This is a genomic window from Peribacillus sp. FSL P2-0133 (assembly GCF_037975445.1).
GTDB classification, from domain to species: Bacteria; Bacillota; Bacilli; order Bacillales; family DSM-1321; genus Peribacillus; species Peribacillus simplex_E.
Genome location: NZ_CP150254.1, coordinates 4,768,754 through 4,788,632 on the forward strand (window position 1 = coordinate 4,768,754; position 19,879 = coordinate 4,788,632).

At 41.7% G+C, this 19,879-nt stretch carries 20 protein-coding genes; 5 read left to right on the forward strand and 15 right to left on the reverse strand.

Annotated elements, in window-relative coordinates; translation table 11 throughout:
* Positions 1–7: 7 nt before the first annotated feature.
* The 4 genes from MKY17_RS22945 to MKY17_RS22960 form a co-directional block, all read right to left on the reverse strand.
* Entirely contained in the window at positions 8–1,021 is a 1,014-nt protein-coding gene (locus MKY17_RS22945; protein WP_098372056.1) for an iron chelate uptake ABC transporter family permease subunit, read from the reverse strand.
* Positions 1,018–2,022 (reverse strand): iron ABC transporter permease, encoded by a 1,005-nt coding sequence (locus MKY17_RS22950; RefSeq protein WP_098372055.1) that lies wholly within the window; start codon positions 2,020–2,022, stop codon positions 1,018–1,020. Before MKY17_RS22950 ends, MKY17_RS22945 begins: the two co-directional genes overlap by 4 nt.
* Positions 2,023–2,106: 84 nt before the next feature.
* Complete coding sequence (locus MKY17_RS22955; protein ID WP_098372054.1) at positions 2,107–3,075, reverse strand: Fe(3+) dicitrate ABC transporter substrate-binding protein; 969 nt, start codon at positions 3,073–3,075, stop codon at positions 2,107–2,109.
* A 269-nt stretch (positions 3,076–3,344) separates the two neighbouring features.
* Positions 3,345–3,581, reverse strand: coding sequence for an MFS transporter (locus MKY17_RS22960; protein ID WP_339202443.1), 237 nt, complete (start codon positions 3,579–3,581; stop codon positions 3,345–3,347).
* A 513-nt stretch (positions 3,582–4,094) separates the two neighbouring features.
* On the opposite strand from MKY17_RS22960, the gene MKY17_RS22965 reads away from it, so the two are divergent.
* Entirely contained in the window at positions 4,095–4,514 is a 420-nt protein-coding gene (locus MKY17_RS22965; RefSeq protein WP_098373866.1) for a hypothetical protein, read from the forward strand.
* Positions 4,515–4,893: 379 nt separating this feature from the next.
* On the opposite strand, the gene MKY17_RS22970 is transcribed toward MKY17_RS22965, so the two are convergent.
* From MKY17_RS22970 to MKY17_RS23000, 7 genes are all read right to left on the reverse strand, one after another.
* On the reverse strand, positions 4,894–5,739 hold the full coding sequence (locus MKY17_RS22970) for an HAD family hydrolase (RefSeq protein ID WP_098373851.1): 846 nt from the start codon (positions 5,737–5,739) through the stop codon (positions 4,894–4,896).
* A gap of 120 nt (positions 5,740–5,859) precedes the next feature.
* On the reverse strand, positions 5,860–7,128 hold the full coding sequence (locus tag MKY17_RS22975) for a PTS ascorbate transporter subunit IIC (RefSeq protein WP_098373850.1): 1,269 nt from the start codon (positions 7,126–7,128) through the stop codon (positions 5,860–5,862).
* Positions 7,129–7,159: 31 nt separating this feature from the next.
* Entirely contained in the window at positions 7,160–7,426 is a 267-nt protein-coding gene (locus MKY17_RS22980; protein WP_339200817.1) for a PTS sugar transporter subunit IIB, read from the reverse strand.
* Positions 7,427–7,443: 17 nt separating this feature from the next.
* Positions 7,444–7,710 carry a PTS sugar transporter subunit IIB gene (locus tag MKY17_RS22985; protein WP_048883162.1) on the reverse strand — a complete coding sequence of 89 codons (267 nt, stop codon included), beginning with the start codon at positions 7,708–7,710 and terminating at the stop codon, positions 7,444–7,446.
* Positions 7,707–9,773, reverse strand: a complete 2,067-nt coding sequence (locus MKY17_RS22990) for a BglG family transcription antiterminator (RefSeq protein ID WP_144528845.1) — start codon at positions 9,771–9,773, stop codon at positions 7,707–7,709. The genes MKY17_RS22985 and MKY17_RS22990 overlap by 4 nt, the downstream gene beginning before the upstream one ends.
* An 829-nt stretch (positions 9,774–10,602) precedes the next feature.
* Complete coding sequence (gene ycaC / locus MKY17_RS22995; RefSeq protein WP_076372250.1) at positions 10,603–11,241, reverse strand: isochorismate family cysteine hydrolase YcaC; 639 nt, start codon at positions 11,239–11,241, stop codon at positions 10,603–10,605.
* 177 nt (positions 11,242–11,418) lie between these two features.
* A complete protein-coding gene (locus MKY17_RS23000) occupies positions 11,419–11,979 on the reverse strand; it encodes an NADPH-dependent FMN reductase (protein ID WP_098373458.1) in 561 nt (186 codons plus the stop codon).
* A gap of 228 nt (positions 11,980–12,207) precedes the next feature.
* Between MKY17_RS23000 and MKY17_RS23005 the strand changes: the two genes are divergently transcribed.
* Positions 12,208–13,299 (forward strand): low temperature requirement protein A, encoded by a 1,092-nt coding sequence (locus tag MKY17_RS23005; protein ID WP_098373457.1) that lies wholly within the window; start codon positions 12,208–12,210, stop codon positions 13,297–13,299.
* A gap of 133 nt (positions 13,300–13,432) precedes the next feature.
* Positions 13,433–13,876: a MarR family transcriptional regulator gene (locus MKY17_RS23010; protein ID WP_339200820.1), complete on the forward strand. Its 444-nt coding sequence runs from the start codon at positions 13,433–13,435 to the stop codon at positions 13,874–13,876.
* Between the two features lie 45 nt (positions 13,877–13,921).
* Here MKY17_RS23010 and MKY17_RS23015 read toward each other — a convergent pair whose 3' ends face one another.
* Positions 13,922–15,277 carry a DHA2 family efflux MFS transporter permease subunit gene (locus tag MKY17_RS23015; RefSeq protein WP_098373462.1) on the reverse strand — a complete coding sequence of 452 codons (1,356 nt, stop codon included), beginning with the start codon at positions 15,275–15,277 and terminating at the stop codon, positions 13,922–13,924.
* A gap of 36 nt (positions 15,278–15,313) precedes the next feature.
* Positions 15,314–15,874, reverse strand: coding sequence for a TetR/AcrR family transcriptional regulator (locus MKY17_RS23020; RefSeq protein ID WP_098373455.1), 561 nt, complete (start codon positions 15,872–15,874; stop codon positions 15,314–15,316).
* A 237-nt stretch (positions 15,875–16,111) separates the two neighbouring features.
* Between MKY17_RS23020 and MKY17_RS23025 the strand changes: the two genes are divergently transcribed.
* Together MKY17_RS23025 and MKY17_RS23030 are read left to right on the forward strand one after the other, a co-directional pair.
* Positions 16,112–16,447: a hypothetical protein gene (locus MKY17_RS23025; RefSeq protein ID WP_098373454.1), complete on the forward strand. Its 336-nt coding sequence runs from the start codon at positions 16,112–16,114 to the stop codon at positions 16,445–16,447.
* On the forward strand, positions 16,434–17,084 hold the full coding sequence (locus MKY17_RS23030; RefSeq protein ID WP_098373453.1) for an O-methyltransferase: 651 nt from the start codon (positions 16,434–16,436) through the stop codon (positions 17,082–17,084). Before MKY17_RS23025 ends, MKY17_RS23030 begins: the two co-directional genes overlap by 14 nt.
* Positions 17,085–17,693: 609 nt before the next feature.
* Here the strand turns inward: MKY17_RS23030 and MKY17_RS23035 are convergent.
* Together MKY17_RS23035 and cstA are read right to left on the reverse strand one after the other, a co-directional pair.
* Positions 17,694–17,849, reverse strand: coding sequence for a DUF1540 domain-containing protein (locus MKY17_RS23035; protein ID WP_065310844.1), 156 nt, complete (start codon positions 17,847–17,849; stop codon positions 17,694–17,696).
* Between the two features lie 163 nt (positions 17,850–18,012).
* Positions 18,013–19,806, reverse strand: coding sequence for a carbon starvation protein CstA (gene cstA / locus MKY17_RS23040; protein ID WP_098373452.1), 1,794 nt, complete (start codon positions 19,804–19,806; stop codon positions 18,013–18,015).
* Between the last annotated feature and the right edge of the window lie 73 nt (positions 19,807–19,879).

The window sequence follows — 19,879 nt, forward strand, 5'->3', positions numbered from 1 at the left end:
GCCTTCCTTATGTTATTTTTCGTTCTCGGCGTAATAGATATAAAAAATATGGCACTCCAATCACCGCAGTGATGATTCCCGCGGGTATTTCTATTGGAGGGAATAATCCTCTTCCCAGGCTATCGGCAACGAGTAGAAAGATGGAACCGAAAAGAGCTGAAGCAGGAAGCAAAAGCTTGAATTTTGATCCTACCACCCTCCGTGCGATATGGGGGGCAATTAAACCTATGAACCCGATGGAACCAACCGCAGCTACACAGACTCCGATTAATATGACAGAAACACTTAACAACATATAACGCAGTAATTTTGACCTTTCACCGAGACCAGTAGCTATATCGTCGCCAAGGCTAAGTACATCCATTTTAGAAGTTAACGCAATCAATACCGGGACAAGGACAAGAAATGGCAGCAAAATGAATACTTGATCCCATCCTCTTCCCCATAGACTGCCAGTCAACCACAGCAGTGTCGTGTTTACATCATCCGGGAACTTGACCATGAAATACTCTATCCCCGCTTGACATATGGCCCCTAAAGCAATTCCTACCAAAGCTATTGTATTTGGCTGAGCTCCTTTTTTATAAACAAATATCATCAAAATTGCCGCCATGACCGCCGCTCCGATAAAAGCTGAAAGAGGCAGAATGATAATGGGCGATTGCGGAAATAAAACGATGACTATAACAGCTGCCAAACCGGCCCCTTTTGTTACCCCAATCACATCTGGAGAAGCCAACGGATTTCGAAGGACCCCTTGCAGAATGGCTCCAGCCGTTGCCAATCCGGCCCCCACTATCACGGCAATTAAAATACGTGGTATGCGATAGTTGTGCAGAATGAACGCCTGGCTCTGCATGCCATTTCCAAGGAAATTTTGGAGAATTTCTAAAGGTGAGATATAAATGGCCCCTAAGCCCAGGCTCACCAATGCTAAAATCAGCATGGTAACCGTCAGCATCAGGAGAATTGAATAAGGGTGCAAAGTTGATTTCAACCCAAATGTCCGTTTTAGTTTCATTGCTTAATATTCCTCCCTCTCTTCGCTAAATAAAGGAAGAATGGCGCACCGATTATAGCTGTTACGATGCCTACCGGCGACTCAAAAGGATAAGCGATAAACCGGGCGAGAATATCTGCGTAAACCAAGAGTAAAGCGCCGAATAATGCAGAAAAAGGAATGATTCTTCGATAATCCCCGCCCACCAGTCTCCTGACGATATGAGGAATGATCAATCCTACAAAGCCCACCGGTCCTGCGACGGCAACCGAAGATCCTGCCAAAATAATCACCAATATTCCTGCCAAAATACGGATTCGGTACACCCGCTGCCCAAGTCCCTGCGCCATATTTTCTCCTAAGACAAGGATAGATACAGATCGAGAGAACAAGGCAGCGACAAGTAGCCCGAAGAAAGACCAAGGAAGAATCATGTTAACGTGTGTCCATGTTTTCCCATTAATAGACCCTACTAACCAATAGAGCACATCTTTCGCTTGTTCATTAAAGATGATCATGCCTTGCGTTAAAGAAGATAAAAAAAAGTGAACAGCCATACCGGCCAATGCCAGCTTTACTTGGGTCATACCTCCTCCCGAAGCAAAAGAATAGACTGCCATCCCTCCCACTGCTGCACCAATGAATGCAACGCAAACTAGAGATACGGAAGAAAGGTTAGGAAAGAAAACGAACGCGGACACAATAAAAAATGAGGCACCGGCATTAACACCAAACACTTGTGGAGAAGCTAATGAATTTCGGGTAATAGCCTGCATGAGAGCGCCCGCCACCGCTAAATTGGCACCGACCAATGCTCCAACTAAAGCCCGGGGCAATCGAAGGGTCCTTATAATAGTTTGTTCCTTGGACGAGTCGGCATCAAAAAAGGACTTCAAAACCATTGATGCATCTATATCGGCCGCTCCCACAGAAATACTCGTCAGGACTCCTAAAATCAGCAAAACGATTCCAGCGATAGCGGTACAATACACTTTCAGTTTACTTCTAGCTACAGTTTCCATCGCTATACAACACACTTCCTAACTAAATTTAAACCTAATGGAAAGCGAAGTAAGAATGGGATCTCTTACTTCGCTTTTGTTCCTTTATTCTTCACCAAGCATGTTTAAAGTGTCTTTAGCAATGGCCTCCGCTGATACAACACCACGGTATCTCGTCCATAAATCTCGATCAACACTATACACTTGTCCGCTTTTTACAGCCTTCAGGTCTTTCCAAAGAGGATTGTCTTTCCACTCATCAGTAAGTAACTTACCCTCATTATTCGCTAGAAGCAACACATCCGGATCAATCTCGACAAGCTGCTCCAAGTTCATCTCGGCATGTGGCTGTTCCTGCTGAATGGCATTTTTCAATCCCATGCGTTCAAGCAATGCTCCATCATAAGAAGAAGAAGTATGAGCTTGGAATGAAGTATCTCGTACAACTGCAGGTAAAACCGTCATATTTGAATCAACAGTAAGTTTTGCTTTAAGTTCCTTAAGCGTTTTTTCATGCTCGCTCAATCTTTTTTCTGCAGCATCTTCCTTATTCACTGCCTTTGCAATCGTTTTAAAAGAATCCAAGTTTTCTTGATATGTAGATTCCCGGCTTTTTAAGACAATGGTAGGAGCAATCTGCTGTAAATCTTTATAAATCCCTTTATGCCGCTCAGCATCTGCAATGATTAAATCCGGCTGTAAAGAACTGATCACCTCTAAATTAGGCTGCTCACGTGTTCCTACAGAAGTATAATCCATTTCTTGACCTACAAGTTTTGTAATCATATCTTTTTTGTTGTCATCTGAAATCCCGATAGGTTTTATCCCTAGGGCATTTAAAGAATCAACGAAAGATAACTCAAGCGTAACGATTTTTTTAGGAGTATTTTTAATTTCCGTTTCTCCCATTTCATGCTTAATCGTCCTTGTTTCTTGATTACTTGTTTCGGCAGATGTCTTCTCTGCTTCTGTTGTTTTTTGAGAATTATTACATCCTGATAACATCATCATAATCGTGAATAACAGGATCAATCCTCCTCCCCCAAACGTTCTTACTTTTCTAGATTCTCTCATTTTCCGCACCCTTTCCGTCATCTATACCTATTTAACTTCTTACCCAACGAATACTTCATAATTGAAAATGATTATCATTATCCTGCTGTTATGATAAAGTCATAGATTGATACCGTCAATATTAATAAAATTTTGTTAATAAAAATCATTTTGGCCATTAAGGCAACCTGCATGAATTTTATTGTTTACGTGAAGTTGAACTTTAAAAAAAGTAAAAAAAGAGCAAACCCGTTAAGGTCTGCTCTCCTTGCCTTGCCTTTTCAAAGAATCTATTTTCTTTCAATCAGCATCTCTTCAAGAGGATATTCTTCATTTGTAGCTTCTTTTTTTGGGCGTTTTATGGAGGTTTTAATAAGAATGGTAGAAACAATTGATAATGCACCCATGATCAGGTAGCCTGTCGATCTTGAAAACACTTCAATCAAGATGCCAATTATGACGGGTCCTAAAAACATTCCAGCAGAATATAAACTTTGGAACAAGCCCATTCTCGTGGATTGTTTAATCTCTGGTCAAATTTTACACTCCTCAAAAAAACGTTCAGAGTTATTTCAGAAATCCGCTCCCTTTCCGCCGACTGTCTGCCAAGCCTCCTCGACGCAAGCGTCTGTGGGGTCTCGGCTAGCCAGTTATTCGGCAGGAGTGTCGCAAATTTCTTCAATCCATTGAGGTTTCATAAAATAGTAAAAAACCCATTAAGGAATCTTGTCCTAAAACCATGGTTAGGGATGAAACCTGACTACAGTTTTTTCTTTAAAAAACAATCCAGTTGATTGGAACGGAAGGTGCGAGACTCCTGCGGGGAAAGTGCGTCCAAGGGAGACCCCGCAGGCGCAAGAGCGCCGAGGAGGCTCCCGGACCGCCCGCGGAAAGCGAGTGCCTGGAGTGGAAATCAAATTTTAAACCCTTAAAAAAACGTTCCAGCTGATTTCAGAAAAAAAGATAATAAACCTTTTTCTATTTATAGTAAAATGTAGATAAATTACAACTAATTGATCAATATTGGAGGATAGCATTGAGTGGGTTATATGATTAGAAGTAAATATTTGAAAGTTATAATACCGTTAGCTCTCATAGTAATCTGCGTTTATTGGTATTACTCAAGTATAGTAATATCAGGAACTTCAGAAAATGGAATGTGGAAGGTAACTTATTCGAAAAATATAGATTCCAGTGAACCAACTGGATGGGAAGGTCATTTAAATCAAAGAAATAACGATAATGTAACTGTAAAAGCCATTGTAGTTGAAGAAAATGATAAAATTAATACAAGTATCGATAGTTTTGAAGAAGGAAGGGCGGAAGATGGCGAAATTACTGTTCTGCATCCTTTTTCAGATGATTTTTACTTAGGACCTAAGCCATCAAAAGGCACAGTTGTGTCAGTAGTTTGGGAACACGATGATAAAACTCATACCGATATTATTAAAATTAGGTAGAAGTAAATGAGTCTGCCTGCAATTTTAAAAAACGTTCAGAGTTGATTGCAGAAATCCGCTCCCTTTCCGCCGACTGTCTGCCAAGCCCCCTCGGCAAAATCGCCTGCGGGGTCTCGGCTAGCCATTTATTGGCAGGAGTGTCGCAAATTTCTTCAATCCATTGAGGCTTTCATAAAACCAGAAAAAACTTTAATAATCATCTAGACTTGCTATAATATCATGGTTCGCGATAAGACCCTTCCGAACTTCTTTTGTAGACAAAATTGATAATAATTGAGTTGTCAAAACTTGAAAGTTGTTTTCCACTTCTGGCACTCGCTTTCCAATCAACGTTCAAATTTCACAAACAAGATTGGATCTTCGTGCCTTCCAGGTTATTTTAGTGAAACATTCCCTTTAAAAAGCGATACAGTCCATCTGCTCTATATGAATGATCCGTCACTTCATCCGCCTGTTCTTTGACCAGGTCCGTGGCGTTTTTCATGGCAACGCAATGTCCGGCGAGTTGGAATAGCGGGAGGTCATTTTCGCCATCGCCTACTGCCAGGATATTTTCCGGTGCTAGCTGGAAATGCTTCAGCAGCAGTTGAACGCCTGTTGCTTTTGTGATGCCTTCCACGGTCACTTCTACATTATGATGGGTGGAGGAAGCTGTGGTAAAGGCATTGTACTGCTTGATTTTCTCCAATTCCGCTTTCCATTTTCGAATCGTATTCATTTCATTGCTGAAGAAGTAAATTTTGGCTACGCTGCTTATATCCAGTTGTTCTGACCATCTTATTTTGTCTTCCACTGCATCCTGTCTTGATAGCCATTCATTTTCATCGACTGTCTCAGGCTTTGGAATCAAACCTTGTTTAACCATATAGTCTTTATCTTTAAGTAATGCCATCCGTGTTCCATCGTTCGGATGAACTTCGTAAAAAATCTCTTCCGCTCCTGCTTTGGCGACCAATTCCTCCACAAGTTCCGTCGACAGGGCGTGTTCGACAATCTGTTTCTTTCCGATAAATACGGACATTCCATTGGCGGTCACCATTCCATCGGCTTCCATGCCGGACGGTAAAACGTCCCTCACTTCTTCCAGTGTTCTTCCTGTCGCAATGAAAATCAGCTTACCACTTTTCCTAAGTTCGCCTATGTATTGTTCCAGCGTTTCATTCACAGTATTTCTTTCGTTCAATGTCGTGCCATCCAAATCGAGCACAATTGCTTTGTTGTTCATGCAAATCACCTCAAAAATCCAAATGATGATGAAAATGCCAACAGCCCATTATCTATAAAGATCTTAGGCTGTTGGTTTCATTCATTTATTTTTGTTTCTTTACCTTATCAGTATAACAGTTTAGGATAATCCTAAAAGTTTCATGACGCTTAGGATCAAGAGACCGACCACACCGAAATCCGAATCACCAAATGTGGTACCTTCAAACCCTACATCCCCCAAGAAGACCAGGAGTATTGCCGGCAGGAAACTAATGATGAGCCCGTTGGCAAAGGATCCAAGCATCGCTCCGCTTCTGCCTCCTGTGGCATTTCCGAATACACCTGCTGCAGCTCCGGTGAAGAAATGCGGTACGAGCCCCGGAACGATTACTTTCAATCCAAGTACCGGAAGGAGGAACATGGATAATAGTCCAGCTAAGAAACTGAATAGGAACCCGATGATCACTGCATTTGGAGCGAATGGAAAGATAGTCGGACAGTCCAATGCAGGTTTTGTATTCGGCGCCACTTTATCGGCAATCCCTTTGAATGCAGGGACGATTTCAGCAATTAACATCCGTACCCCTGCAAGAATGATGTAGACTCCTGCAGCAAATGTTATCGCCTGGATGAAAGAGAATACGATGAAGTTCGAACCACCGGATAATTCCGTTTCAATATAGTTCTGTCCGGCAAACAATGCGACGATCACAAAGAACATCGTCATCGTAAGCGATACAGCAACTGATGTGTCCCTCAGGAATCCTAAAGATTTAGGAACCTTGATTTGCTCCGTCGTTTTTTCCTTATTTCCAAACCATTTTCCAACTGTCGCGGATACAAAATATCCGATTGTCCCGAAATGGCCGATGGCAAAATCATCGCTTCCGGTAATCTTCCGTACGTATGGCTGAAGGAGGGCTGGGAACATCACCATGCATACTCCCAATAGAATGGAACCGACCAAGATAAGCGGAAATCCGTTGAGCCCGCCGACCGATAGCGTGACTGCAAGTAAACAAGCCATGAATAAGGTATGGTGTCCCGTTAAGAATATATATTTAAATGGCGTGAAACGAGCCAGCAAAACATTGACAACCATACCAAAAACCATGATTAGTGCAGTCGAAGTCCCAAAATCACTTTGGGCGGCTGCGACAATGGCTTCGTTATTCGGTATGACGCCTTGTACATTGAATGCATGATCGAACATTTTACTGAATATATCAAGGGCGCCAATGAGCACTGCCGCTCCCGCTCCAATGATAATGAAGCCCATGACGGTTTTTAGCGTTCCAGATACAACATCCGCACTGGATTTCCGCTGTAACAGCAGTCCAATGAGGGCAAACAGCCCCACAAGTATGGAAGGTGTACCCAAGATGTCATTCATGATAAGTTCCAGCATTGCCTCTCCCCCTCTTCTTTATGTTTCCTTCTTATAGATGTGAAGCCAATTTCGATGTGATTTCAGGAATGCTCATCATGTTTTCCAGTGTGACGATCGTCCGGGTTCCATCATCCAGCTGACCGACAATATCAGCCGCTCCCAGGTAAATATCTGCCTGAACCGTTTTTGCGGATGCCAGATCCGTATGATCCACCTTGGCTGTCTTACCCATTTCCGTCAACGCTTTCTTCACATTCATCTCCATGATGAAGCTGCTTCCCAATCCGTTTCCGCATACTACCATGATTTTCTTCATATCAATCTCTCCTTTTTTTATCCTACATGCATTTCCAATTTAGATTTGATTTCAGGGATGCTCATCATGTTCTCCAATGTGACGATCGTCCGGGTTCCATCATCCAACTGACCGACAATATCCGCCGCTCCCAGGAAAATATCCGCCTGAACCGTTTTTGCGGATGCCAGATCCGTATGATCCACCTCGGCCGTCTTACCCATTTCCGTCAATGCTTTCTTCACATTCATCTCCATGATGAAGCTGCTTCCCAATCCGTTCCCGCATACTACCATGATTTTCATTCCGCTTCCTCCTTCGAATATTTATGAACGTACTCCATAAGGACCGATTTATCTGAAGTGCTTAATATTTCTTCTATATTAGCTGGTTCATTCAATAATTGAGTGAGCTGGATCAATGCCCGCAGATGCGAATCGTTATCCACTGCCGCCAAAATGATAATCAGGCGTACCGGTTTATCCGGCGCAAAGTCCACGGCTTCATCCAACTTCAGCAAACTCATGGATAAAGACCTGACCCCCTGCTCCGGACGTGCATGGGGAATCGCCACTCCAGGCGTAATCACTACATATGGTCCATTCGTTTCTATCGCCTCGATCATGGCATCCACATATCGTTCCTCTACAGTTCCTAAGTCCACGAGAGGCTTGGCCGCGACTTGAATGCCTTCTTTCCAATCGGAAACATGCGGCTGTAATTGAATCGTTTGCATATTGAGGAGTTCTTCTAACACAGGCTTCTCTGCCTCCTTTAAAGAAAATTGGGTTATTTTTGGTGTATGGGTATACACATTCGACTTCAAAGCCTTTTCAAGCTGATCCTGTTCATGGATGGTTGCATACTTGGAAATGATCTTTAATAAAGCAGCAACATCCACACTTTCCGTCGTATATCCATACAATTCCTGCATGACCTGCTGGCGCAATGTATGTTTGTCCTGCATTTCCAAAATGGGCGGTACAACGAATAATGCCGCTTTTGTTCTCATATGCACCGTTGAAAAAACAAGATCGTACGACAGTGGGTATTCAGCCGCATTTCTTACGGACAGAACGTCCAGGAACAATATATCCGGAAATAATTCCCTCAATGTATAAATGAGGATATTGCTGATGCCAATGCCATTCGGGCATACGACAATTGCCCGTTTTCGATCATCCAATGTCGTCCCTTGCCTGCGCAGCCATCCGCCAAAATAGACCGTGAAGTATGCGACTTCCTCTTCTGATACCGGACAGCCAATTTCTTTCTCCAACACCCACAGGGATTTTTTTGTCAAATGATGCAATTCAGGATAGACCTTCTGCACCCGTCCCGTCATCGGGTTCATTTGCGGGAGACCATACCGCAGGCGATGATATGCCGGTTTAAAATGAACGTATAATTGTTGGCATAGCTGTTCTTTGTCTTTCAGGTGAACAAATGCCAGCCTCTCGAACTCTGCCACGATTTCCTGCAAAAGGTGTTGAATGGCTTCATCATCCTTAAGAGGCGAAATATCCTTCGTTCGATTCATGCTCAGTAAATGTAAGGTGGCGTATAAGTTTTCCGTTTCGCTCCATACTGATTGAAAGGCATTCGTTCTGGTCATTTCCTCAACCATTTTGTATTCTTCCGTCGCAACAAACGGCGCCCAGCTCTGGTCTGCCTGTAACTCTTCCCCTTTTCCTATGAGCTGATCAGTACATAGAAATAAATAGCTCAGTTCATGAAGCCGTTCATCCGTAAAGGTGATGCCTAATTTACGTTCGATCCTTTCAAGCTGTAACCGGATCGAGCTGATTTGCTTTTCATGATTTCCCCATATGCACTCCATGATCAATTCACTATTGGGACTGTTCAGTACATCATGCACGAGACGCTCAATGATATATCTCTTTACTCGGGTTTCCCCAATCACCACATAGCCATCTTGTTTGGAATACTGGATCTTGAGCGATATGTCCCTGTTTTTCTCTTTAAGTCTTTTTAAATCCTTCAACACCGTATTACGTGAAAGCCCGGTGATCGTCTGGAAATGATAGACGGACAATTCTTCTGGGCTTAACAGGATCATGAGGTAAAAAACTTTTTCCCTATCTGTCTCTGAAAATATATAATTGCGTTTTGTCAGTTTTACATTCAATTCTTCATCCCTGATCGTTTCAGAAAAGGAGTAGCCCATTTCACGATTATATTGAATCGGTTGATATCCATGAAATTGGAGCCAGTCATTCGCTTTGCTCAGACCATATTGGATTTGCCTTCTCGTCAGACCTGTTTGGGCTTCAAGCTCTTTCATTTTTGAAATGGGCGAATGCTGTAATAGTTTTAGTAAATTGGCGCTTCTTTCATCTAAAAACATTCTCAATCCCTCTCCCTGCTTCTACGATATCTCACTTCTTATTAAAAATGTAGCGTTTCTAAGTCCGAATGTTGTCATAGGTACTGCACAATAATATACTCTTTAAACATTTGTGCACAATACCGCAACTTTTCTTAAGACATTATTTGTTTCGTAAGCGATTTACAATAAGGAAAATATTTAGAAGAGGCTATTATGTACAATTTGAGGCATATTGGAATGCATGATATAGAAGTCTGGGGGCGGGGTGAAGCTGAGGGTTTGGAATGATGAGCCGTTTTAAAGGGGCTAAACTTTGGAGATGGAATTCGGAATAGGCATTCTTCACCAAATCAAAATGAAAGGGAAAACAACGTTCATATTTTACAAACACTCAAAAAAAGGTCTGGCTTGATTTCAGAAATCCGCTCCCTTTCCGCCGACTGTCTGCCAAGCCTCCTCGACGCAGGCGTCTGTGGGGTCTCGGCTAGCCAGTTTTTCGGCAGGAGTGTCGCAAATTTCTTCAATCCAATGAGGGTTTCATAAAACAGTCAAAAAACCCATTAAGGAATCTTGTCCTAAAATCATAGTTCAGTTCCATCTAAACTTTAAAACAAAGTTGATTGGAGCGGGTGTTCGAGACTCCTGCTTAGAAAAGCGCGTCCAGGGGAGACCCCGCAGACGCAAAGAGCGCCGAGAAGGCTCCCGGACCCCGCGGAAAGCAAGTGCCTGGAGAGGACAAATTCTACTAATCATAAAAAAACTGTAGGCAAACCCGATTTTCATCAAGTTTGCCTACAGTCTGAGAGGGGACAAGTGTCCCCTCCTTCATTCAATCAGTGCGTTATCTTTATATCTTGCTGAAATCGCGCTGAGCTCCCCTATAGCTTCCGATTATATTTTGATAACCAGGAAGCTGGCTGGAAAGTAAAGCACCAAAACCTTCGACATCGTTGCGCCAATCACGTTGTAATTCGCACGCTACGCTAAACCAGTTCATAAGCTGCACACCGCCATGGGCCATCCGCGCTAAAGCCGCATCAGCTACCTGTTTGCTGACTGTTCCAGAAGCATCTGTGACAGCGAATACTTCATAACCAGCGTTCAAAGCGGAAAGTGCCGGGAAAGCAACGCAGACATCCGTAACCACGCCCGCAATGATTAGTTGTTTTTTTCCAGTTTCTTCGATTGCTTTAACAAAATCTTCATTATCCCATGCGTTAATTTGTCCAGGCCGAGCTATTTTGGGTGCGTGCGGAAAGAGTTCTTCCAATTCTTGCATGAGCGGTCCGTTTGGTCCGTTTTCAAAGCTCGTTGTTAAAATGACTGGCAAATCAAAAAACTTTGCCGTGTTGGCAAGAGCCATAACATTGTTCTTGAATTCATCAACACCATAATCACGCACTAGCCCTGAAATAAGACCGGTTTGATGATCCACTAGTAGAACGGCAGCATCATCTTTGGAAATACGAGAATAGAGATCAGACATTTTTAAAGTCCTCCTTTTATTAAAGCTATCGAAGAAAGTTCATATGTAGGGAAATTCCCCCAACCCCTTCGTTGGTTGCAATCAGTTTATAACTTAACTGACTGTTATTTATAAGTTTATTTATAAACTTATAGCCTGTCAATCATATATATAATAAGATTCATTGATTATGGCTAATTAATCTAGAACTGGAGTGTGATCGATCCAATGAATGAATTGTTGTAAATAACGCTCAAGATAACGTTTTGTTTGTTCATCAGTAAGCACTTTCCGATCAGAATCAATCTTTTTATGTACTTGCGATATCAGCATTTTTTGAAATGGAAGAACATGAACTTGCATGGCCTCCAGTATTTGCCTGATTTGCATTTGAGCAAATGCAGTGCCCATTCCCCCAGGAGTAGCTCCGATCAGGCCAACTGGTTTTTTGGTAAGAACAGCGGACTCCCGAGGTCTTGATGCCCAGTCCAATGCATTTTTTAATACGCCTGGTATTCCAGAATTGTACTCTGGGCTCACGATAATGATCCCGTCAACGTCCTGAATGGCGGATTTAAATGACGTCACTGTTTCTGGAATGCCACTTATTTCCAAGTCTTCATTAAACAACGGAAGATCATTAATTTCGATCCAGCGAAATTGATAAGAATCAACCATATCTGGCAATGATTGAGCAATGATTCGATTATAAGAATTTTCCCGTAAACTGCCGCAAATAAGGCCGATGGTTCTGGTCATCTACTTCCCTCCCTGTTTGAAATCATCTCCTATAGTACCATAATCTACCAATATCAAAAAAGTGACGTTATTCCTAATCACTAAATATGGAAAAACATAATAGCTGGGTAAAAAGAACTTCCTAAAATGGATCATGAATTCTAAATTGCATGCACCAAAGTCCCCCTTCCATTTTCTGAATATTTACAACATACTATAAACTATAAGGCGATTGGGAGGAGTGCGGAAATGGATGAAAAGAAAGTTACATGGCTAGAGCTCTTTTATGATTTGTTATTTGTGGCGGCCGTTGCGGGCGCCACTCATGTTTTACTGCATGTTGAAGATGGATATATCCATCCAGAATATTTATTAAAGTTCGTGTTGATTTTTATTCCTATCTGGTGGGCTTGGGTAGGGCAAACCATATTTATTAACCGGTTTGGAAAGGATGTTTTTCATCAACGGCTATTTTTGATACTGCAAATGTTTTTTGTCCTCATTATGACATCAAGCTTATCTGTTGATTTTGATCCTTATTATCTTTCTTTTTTAATTGGTTATATTGGCTTAAGAGCCGTGACCGCCATCCAATATCTTGTTGTACAGCGGATAGAAGAGGGAGTTCGAAAAAAGGCAGCACTCTTTTTGGGAAGGTATTTTTGGATTGGAATCGCCATTTCATTATTCTCCGTCCTTTTTGATTCCTGGCTTCGATATGCAGTGCTGTATTTGGGCATCCTAATCGATATCATTATCCCAATCCTTGGAAGAAAGTGCTTAGAAAAGGTTCCTACAAATACGGCCCACTTGTTGGAGCGCTTTGGTCTATTTACCATCATTCTCTTTGGGGAAGCTCTTGTAAGCACTCTTGCGGTCATTCAACCTAAACAAGGAAATTGGGATTCGATAGCCTTTTCCATCATTTCATTTGCCCTGATAATAGCCATGTGGTGGCAATATTTCGATAACATGGAGAAAAAAGTCGACAAGTCTGTACAATCTTCCGGCCAAATCATCATTTACGGTCATCTGTTTATTTTAATGTCTATAAGCATGATTGCAGCAGCCATCAGATTATTGTTTTTACATGAGGTCCATTATTCATTTATCCTATATTTTGTTTTCGGTTCTGTATTGCTCTATTTCATGTCGGCCACTTTTGTTTTCCATCAATATAGACATAAGCACCAGCGGTTGCAAATATATCATTTAGGACTATTTTTAGGGATTTTAGCAGTCTTTTTTATTTTTAATTTGTTTGTCGTGGTACCGAATATTGTGATAATAGGCGAATTAACACTGTTTTTTATCATCTTTGCTAAACTAACGACCACATAATAAAGGAATCAAAGAAACCAGTATCAATAGATAATACTGGTTTCTTTAATTCAAAGATGGAAGTTTTTGCATTTGACACCATATTGGTTTATTCATAAACTGATTGTGACGAAGAAAGAATGGGGTGACATTCATGAAAGAAAACACAGCGAATCCCTCCTCATCTAATAATGAGGAACGACTAGGTTTAATGTTATGGTTCCGAATAACACGAATATATAACCAGAGTATCCGGGAGTCCAATCAACATTTAAAGAAATGGAATCTATCGGCAGCCCAATTCGATATCTTGGTCCAAGTGGGTTCCCATGAACGATTGTCTCAGCAAGAACTGGCAAACAAGCTTTTTGTGACAAAAGGCAATATCACTCAACTATTAAGGAAAATGGAAGAGTTGGGATTGATTAAACGGGAACAGGAATGGAAAACAAAATACCTTTCATTGACTGAGGAAGGAAAAGAATTTTTTCATGAAGTTGTTCCAAAACAAGAGCATTTTCAGGCTTCACAGTTTGCCAACTTGAATGAGATGGAAAAACAACAGCTTTTGGACTTACTTAGTAAAGTTCAAAAATGAAAACAGATCACCTGCTAGAATGGTGATCTGTTTTTTTTATCTTTTTTACTTCGGCTTTTTCATGAACAATGAAAGCACCACATTCACGATGGCGAAAATCAAACTAATTTTAAATACAAGTGATGAACCTGAGGCAGCGGCTGCCGGTAAATCATTTGCCACATCAGTCAAGTAGCCATTTTGCTTCGCAGAGAATAGCGAAACCATGACCGCTATCCCAATTGCCCCTGATACTTGCTGTGATGTTTGCGTAATAGCGATGCCATCCGGATAGAATTGTTTTGGCAATGCATTCAATGTATTCGTTTGTACTGAAGCGAGTACCATGCCAATGCCAAGCATCATCACGATATGCGTAACAACCATGATCCATAGTGCTGTGTCTGTTCCATACATTGCATATAGCCCGTAGCCAATGACAACCAGAATCGTTCCTGGTGTAATTACGGCACGAGGTCCATATTTATCGAACAGCTTGCCGATGATCGGAGCAAAAATGCAGTTTAATAGACTGCCTGGCAGCATGATCAGCCCAGTGGCGAACGCAGAAACCAATAACGCCATTTGCATATACATAGGTAACACAACCAGCATCGATAACATGTTGAGGAATGTAATCATGTTCATCGCAAGACCTAGCACAAATAGTGGGTATTTGAATGCTTTTAAATTTAACATCGGGTTTTCCATCTTCGTTTGACGGATTGCAAAGAGGATTAGGGCGATCAATCCAACAATGATCGTGCCAATTACCGTCATGCTCGTCCAACCATGATCCCCGCCTACACTTACACCGTATACAACTCCACCAAAGCCAATCGTCGATAATACAACTGACAAGATATCGATTGATACTTGTCGAGTTTCATTGACATTCGGAATATAGATATAGCCGAAGATAAGCGAGAATAACAAGAATGGAATCGTAAACCAGAATATCCAAGGCCATGATAACGTATCTAAAATCATTCCTGCCAATGTAGGACCGAATGCTGGACCCGCCAAGATGACTAAGCCCATCACACCCATTGCCCCGCCGCGTTTATTCGGTGGGAAAATCGTGAAAATGACATTTTGCGTCAATGGCAAAATGATCGCCAGTCCAGCTGCCTGAATGACACGCGCCGTCAATAACATGCTAAAAACCGGTGCTACTGCAGCGATGACCGTTCCGATGATCGAAAAAAATAAAGACGCCATGAACATTTGGCGTGTTGTGAATTTTTGCATTAAAATTCCTGTTACTGGCACTAATATACCAAGCGTTAAAAAGTAGCCTGTTGCAAGCCACTGTATCGTCGTCGCATCCACGCCAAAAATATGGCTCAATTCACCTAAGGCGATGTTCAATGCGGTTTCACTAAATAGCCCAACAAAGCCTGCTACCAAAAGAGCTCCCATTATCGGTCCTGTTTTAATATTTTTATTATCCACTTGTTAAAACTCCTTCAATATATTGGGTAACAATTGCGAAATTACTTTTAGCGGCTTTGCCGATGTTTCGGCCAAACAAAGCATCATTGCCCCTTCGATAGAGGCTGTCATCATCAATGCAATATTGGAAGCCAACTCTTTTGAAAATCCATCTTCCATAAGCTTATTAAAATAAATCCCTTGAATTTTCACATAAAGTTCGGCGCAAGCCTTTCGTACAGGATCACTTAATGTGGCCATTTCACTTACCATGCTGCTAAATGTGTAACCCGTAATCGTCCCTTCACTTTCTAAATTGACGATTAACTTTTCAATCATGTAATTTGTCGCTTCTAACGTTGTCGGATACCGTTCAAAAATATCCACGATATCCGTCGTAATTACTTCATTCAAGGAATGAAGGCAAGCGATTAATAATTCCTCTTTTCCATTAGGAAAATGGTGATAAAGCGAACCTTTCGTAACATTACATACCTTTAAGATTTCGCTTAGTCCAACACCTTTATATCCTTTTTGCTGGAAAAGAATCGTTGCTTTTTCGATTATCAACGATTTTGTATCCATTTCCGTAGCACACCCCCACTATACCAACCGGTCTATTTGTTACTATAACAAAAAAAATTCTTTGGATGTAAGTACTTTTTTGCCTCTCTAAATAACGAATTCACAATTTAGACAAACTTTTTATAAACGGTATTTGATTTTTCTATTCTATTATCAGTTGACATTTTGTATACATATGTATACATTTAACACAAGAAAGAAGCGTATACATATGTATACACGGAAAGAGGTTTTAACATGAGAAATGAAAAACTCAAAAAAGAAGGCCATCACAAAGGAAAAGACCATGGTTCACACCATCGTGGCCCAAAAACATTTCGCCGCGGAAGGGCCATTGCTTTTTTAGAAATGATGAATGTTAAACGTTCAACCATTAAGGAACAGTTAGATAAACCAGAGTTTCAATCCATTAATCAAATCTTAGTCGGTGAATTAAAAGCCATTGATATGTTAATCAACGAATTCATTCAATTATTTGAAATACAAGAAAATGAATCAGCCGATAAGAAAAGTGAAGAAAAGGAAACTTCCAATAATGGTGAGAAAGGAATGGAAATGAATGAAACAAATTAACAGTTATATCGATTCAGTGTTTTATACCAAAGATGCCCTTTTGGAAGAAGTCATTACGTCCATACAAGAAAACGGAATGCCGTCCATATCGGTATCCCCCTCATCTGGGAAACTTCTTACAATGCTTATATCCATTTCAGGAGCTAAAAATGTTTTGGAAATAGGGGCACTTGGGGGCTACAGCGGGATTTGCCTTGCCAGGGGATTCGGCAACGAAGGAAAATTAACCTCCCTTGAATTAAAGGAGGAGTACGCAAAGTTAGCTTATGGCAATCTATCAAAAGCGGGCTTCGGCGATCAAGTATCATATATGACCGGAGCAGCTCTGCAAAGCCTTGAAAAACTCGTTCGTGATAACAAGAAATTTGATTTTTTCTTTATAGATGCAGACAAGGACAATTATGAAAATTACCTGCAATATTGCATTAAGCTGGCAGAACCGGATGCTCTAATCGTCATGGATAACGTACTTGCGAGGGGCAGTGTCGCAGATCCGGATGCTGAACCTGAACGTCACACTGCATTCATGAAGGCATTCAATGAAACTGTGGCCAATCACCCTCAACTGGAATCCATGCTAATTCCAATCGGTGATGGGCTCACCATTTCAAAAGTAAGTGCTCAAATTCATGAGTAATGTGCGAATTCACGAGTAAAATGCTCAATCTCACGAGTAAAGTGCTCAAACTCACGAGTAATGTGCGAATTCACGAGTAAATTGCTCAATCTCACGAGTAAAACAGCTAAATTCACGAGTAAAGCGCTCAATCTCTCGAGTAATGTGCGAATTCACGAGTAAATTGCTCAATCTCACGAGTAATACAGCTAAATTCACGAGTAAAGCGCTCAATCTCACGAGTAAAACAGCTAAATTCACGAGTAATGTGTTCAATCTCTCGAGTAATGTGCGAATTCACGAGTAAAGCGCTCAATCTCACGAGTAAAACAGCTAAATTCACGAGTAAAGCGCTCAATCTCACGAGTAAAACAGCTAAATTCACGAGTAATGTGCGAACTATCGCCCGATCTCACATGATTTCGCCTAGACTCACGTATATATCGATCAAACTCTTGAATTTATCGCTCAAACTTGCAAATTTATCGCTCAAACGTTCGTATATATCGCCAAAATTTCCTTTTCAGGAAGAAAAATAAAATGAATTTCTAGAATTCTGAATGAAAATGATTTTTATTATCAATAATAAAAAGAAAGAAGGGTAACCAGTTGATGGTTACCCCCGATGATTTAAATTTCTGGATCAAATGTTTTGCAATCCGTTTCTTTGCTATTTGATGCTTGATTCCCTTTATGGCTTACAACATAAATAGCATCAGCACTGCATTTGTTTCCAGAATCCCAATATTTACAATTATTTACTTCACATAGAACATCTTTTGCCATCTTATCACACCTCCTCATTTGCTATCATTAACAAAGTTGGGGTTATTGATACTTTCCTTTTTCAGGTTTTTGTGTCTAATTTTAAGGAAAACGGAATTAAGGGCATTTTTTAACATTCGCAGCGAACAAAAATCCGGGCAGCTTCCGCCCGGATTTTTTATGCTCATGCTGATCTTTTCAGTAGTTCTGCTTGAGGGATTTTCCAAAGCTCCCGCCATTTTTTCAAGGCGGCAACCAGGATGATTAAGCCCAGGATTAACATGGTGATCGATAATATTCCGTTCAAGATGCTGAATCCTGCAGAGTCCGGGTTCAGGTAAACGTTTCTGACCATCCAGTACCCTGCTACATTAACCGTTACATATAAGTAGGCAAGGGGTACGAGGCATGTCCACATATACCAGCGTTTGTCTGCAATTTTCAATACGACGGTCGCACCGATGATGAGTCCAATCGAGGCCATGAGCTGGTTGGATACGCCAAAGAGTGCCCAGATCGAACTAATGTCCCCAGAGTAAAGCAGGTATCCCCATATAAAGCAGGCTAACGCGCTGGCGAAGATGTTACCCGGCAGCCAGTCTACCCTTTTTAATGGTTTATAGAACTCCCCGAAGAAGTCCTGGATTAAGTAACGGGCAACACGTGTCCCTGAATCGATTGCGGTTAATATGAACACCGCCTCGAACATGATGACGAATTGGAAGAAAAACGAAGCCAGTTTGTCAAAGAAGGGAATTTCAGTAAAAATATAGGTCATTCCGACAGCAAGGGTCACTGCACCGCCTGTCCGTCCTTCCAGGTTAATGCCGATTTCTTCACTAAGTTCGTTAAGGTGCACGGTTTCCATACCCAATGTTTGAAATACTTCAGGTGAAGAGTTAATCGCAAAATAATCCCCTGGCTGCAGCGAAACCGCAGCAATCAATGCCATGATGGCAACGACACATTCCACAAGCATCGCTCCGAAACCGACGGATTTGATATCACTCCAACGGTTTAACATTTTTGGAGTTGTGCCCGAGCCGACAAATGCATGGAATCCTGAAATCGCCCCACAGGCGATCGTTATTGAAATGAATGGCCAAACGGGTCCGGCTACAATCGGGCCCCCGCCATTAATGAATTCGGTAAACGCAGGAAACTGGATTTCTGGATTCACCACGAAAACGCCGATAATCAATGCGGCAAAAACACCGATTTTCATAAATGTACTCAAGTAATCACGAGGTGCCAGCAGCAGCCAAACAGGCAATGCGGCAGCGAAGAAAGCATAGATCGGCAAGATGATGGCAAGTGTGCTCGCCTCAAGTGTCAATAAGTCACCAAGTGCCGTTCCTTGAATGTTCGGACCAAGTAAAATAGCGGCCATGATAAGCGTAAACCCGACGATGGTCGCACCTTTCAGATTGCCGGTTTTTTTATGGTAAAGCCCAACACCCATGGCGATGGGAATGGTAATCCCGACTGCAAACGTCCCCCATGGATTATTTTCCAAAGCATGCAGAACGACCATTGAAAGTCCTGCCATCGTGATCGTAATGATAAAAAGCATCGCGAGTCCTGTACAGAAGCCTGCTACAGGTCCAAGTTCTTCTTTCGCAACTTCCGAAAGGGATTTGCCGTCTTTCCGCATCGACGCGAAAAGCACGACGGCATCATGGACGGCTCCCCCGATTACAGCCCCGATTAAAAGCCATAATAAACTTGGCAAATAGCCGAATTGTGCAGCAAGGATCGGACCCACCAAAGGACCGGCCGCTGCAATGGCTGCAAAATGGTGGCCGAATGCCACCCATTTATTTGTTGGAACATAATCTTTTCCATCTTCTAATTTATGGGCCGGAGTCGGCTTGGAATCATCGAGTTTTAATACTTTGAGTGCTATGAATGTCCCGTATAAACGGTAGGCAATCATTAATATACAAATGGAGCCTATGACAATTGTAACCGCATTCATATTTGAACCCCCTCTATTTCTTACATCGTAAAATGATGATATCACAATGAAAACGGCTTCAATGGGTTTTCAA

Bases quoted from the DNA above. Each gene is read 5' to 3' on its own strand.
- MKY17_RS22945 (WP_098372056.1), bottom strand. From the start codon at position 1,021: ATGAAACTAAAACGGACATTTGGGTTGAAATCAACTTTGCACCCTTAT.
- MKY17_RS22950 (WP_098372055.1), bottom strand. From the start codon at position 2,022: ATGGAAACTGTAGCTAGAAGTAAACTGAAAGTGTATTGTACCGCTATC.
- MKY17_RS22955 (WP_098372054.1), bottom strand. From the start codon at position 3,075: ATGAGAGAATCTAGAAAAGTAAGAACGTTTGGGGGAGGAGGATTGATC.
- MKY17_RS22970 (WP_098373851.1), bottom strand. From the start codon at position 5,739: ATGAACAACAAAGCAATTGTGCTCGATTTGGATGGCACGACATTGAAC.
- MKY17_RS22975 (WP_098373850.1), bottom strand. From the start codon at position 7,128: ATGCTGGAACTTATCATGAATGACATCTTGGGTACACCTTCCATACTT.
- MKY17_RS22980 (WP_339200817.1), bottom strand. From the start codon at position 7,426: ATGAAGAAAATCATGGTAGTATGCGGAAACGGATTGGGAAGCAGCTTC.
- MKY17_RS22985 (WP_048883162.1), bottom strand. From the start codon at position 7,710: ATGAAAATCATGGTAGTATGCGGGAACGGATTGGGAAGCAGCTTCATC.
- MKY17_RS22990 (WP_144528845.1), bottom strand. From the start codon at position 9,773: ATGTTTTTAGATGAAAGAAGCGCCAATTTACTAAAACTATTACAGCAT.
- ycaC (WP_076372250.1), bottom strand. From the start codon at position 11,241: ATGTCTGATCTCTATTCTCGTATTTCCAAAGATGATGCTGCCGTTCTA.
- MKY17_RS23000 (WP_098373458.1), bottom strand. From the start codon at position 11,979: ATGACCAGAACCATCGGCCTTATTTGCGGCAGTTTACGGGAAAATTCT.
- MKY17_RS23005 (WP_098373457.1), top strand. From the start codon at position 12,208: ATGGATGAAAAGAAAGTTACATGGCTAGAGCTCTTTTATGATTTGTTA.
- MKY17_RS23010 (WP_339200820.1), top strand. From the start codon at position 13,433: ATGAAAGAAAACACAGCGAATCCCTCCTCATCTAATAATGAGGAACGA.
- MKY17_RS23015 (WP_098373462.1), bottom strand. From the start codon at position 15,277: ATGGGAGCTCTTTTGGTAGCAGGCTTTGTTGGGCTATTTAGTGAAACC.
- MKY17_RS23020 (WP_098373455.1), bottom strand. From the start codon at position 15,874: ATGGATACAAAATCGTTGATAATCGAAAAAGCAACGATTCTTTTCCAG.
- MKY17_RS23025 (WP_098373454.1), top strand. From the start codon at position 16,112: ATGAGAAATGAAAAACTCAAAAAAGAAGGCCATCACAAAGGAAAAGAC.
- MKY17_RS23030 (WP_098373453.1), top strand. From the start codon at position 16,434: ATGAAACAAATTAACAGTTATATCGATTCAGTGTTTTATACCAAAGAT.
- MKY17_RS23035 (WP_065310844.1), bottom strand. From the start codon at position 17,849: ATGGCAAAAGATGTTCTATGTGAAGTAAATAATTGTAAATATTGGGAT.
- cstA (WP_098373452.1), bottom strand. From the start codon at position 19,806: ATGAATGCGGTTACAATTGTCATAGGCTCCATTTGTATATTAATGATT.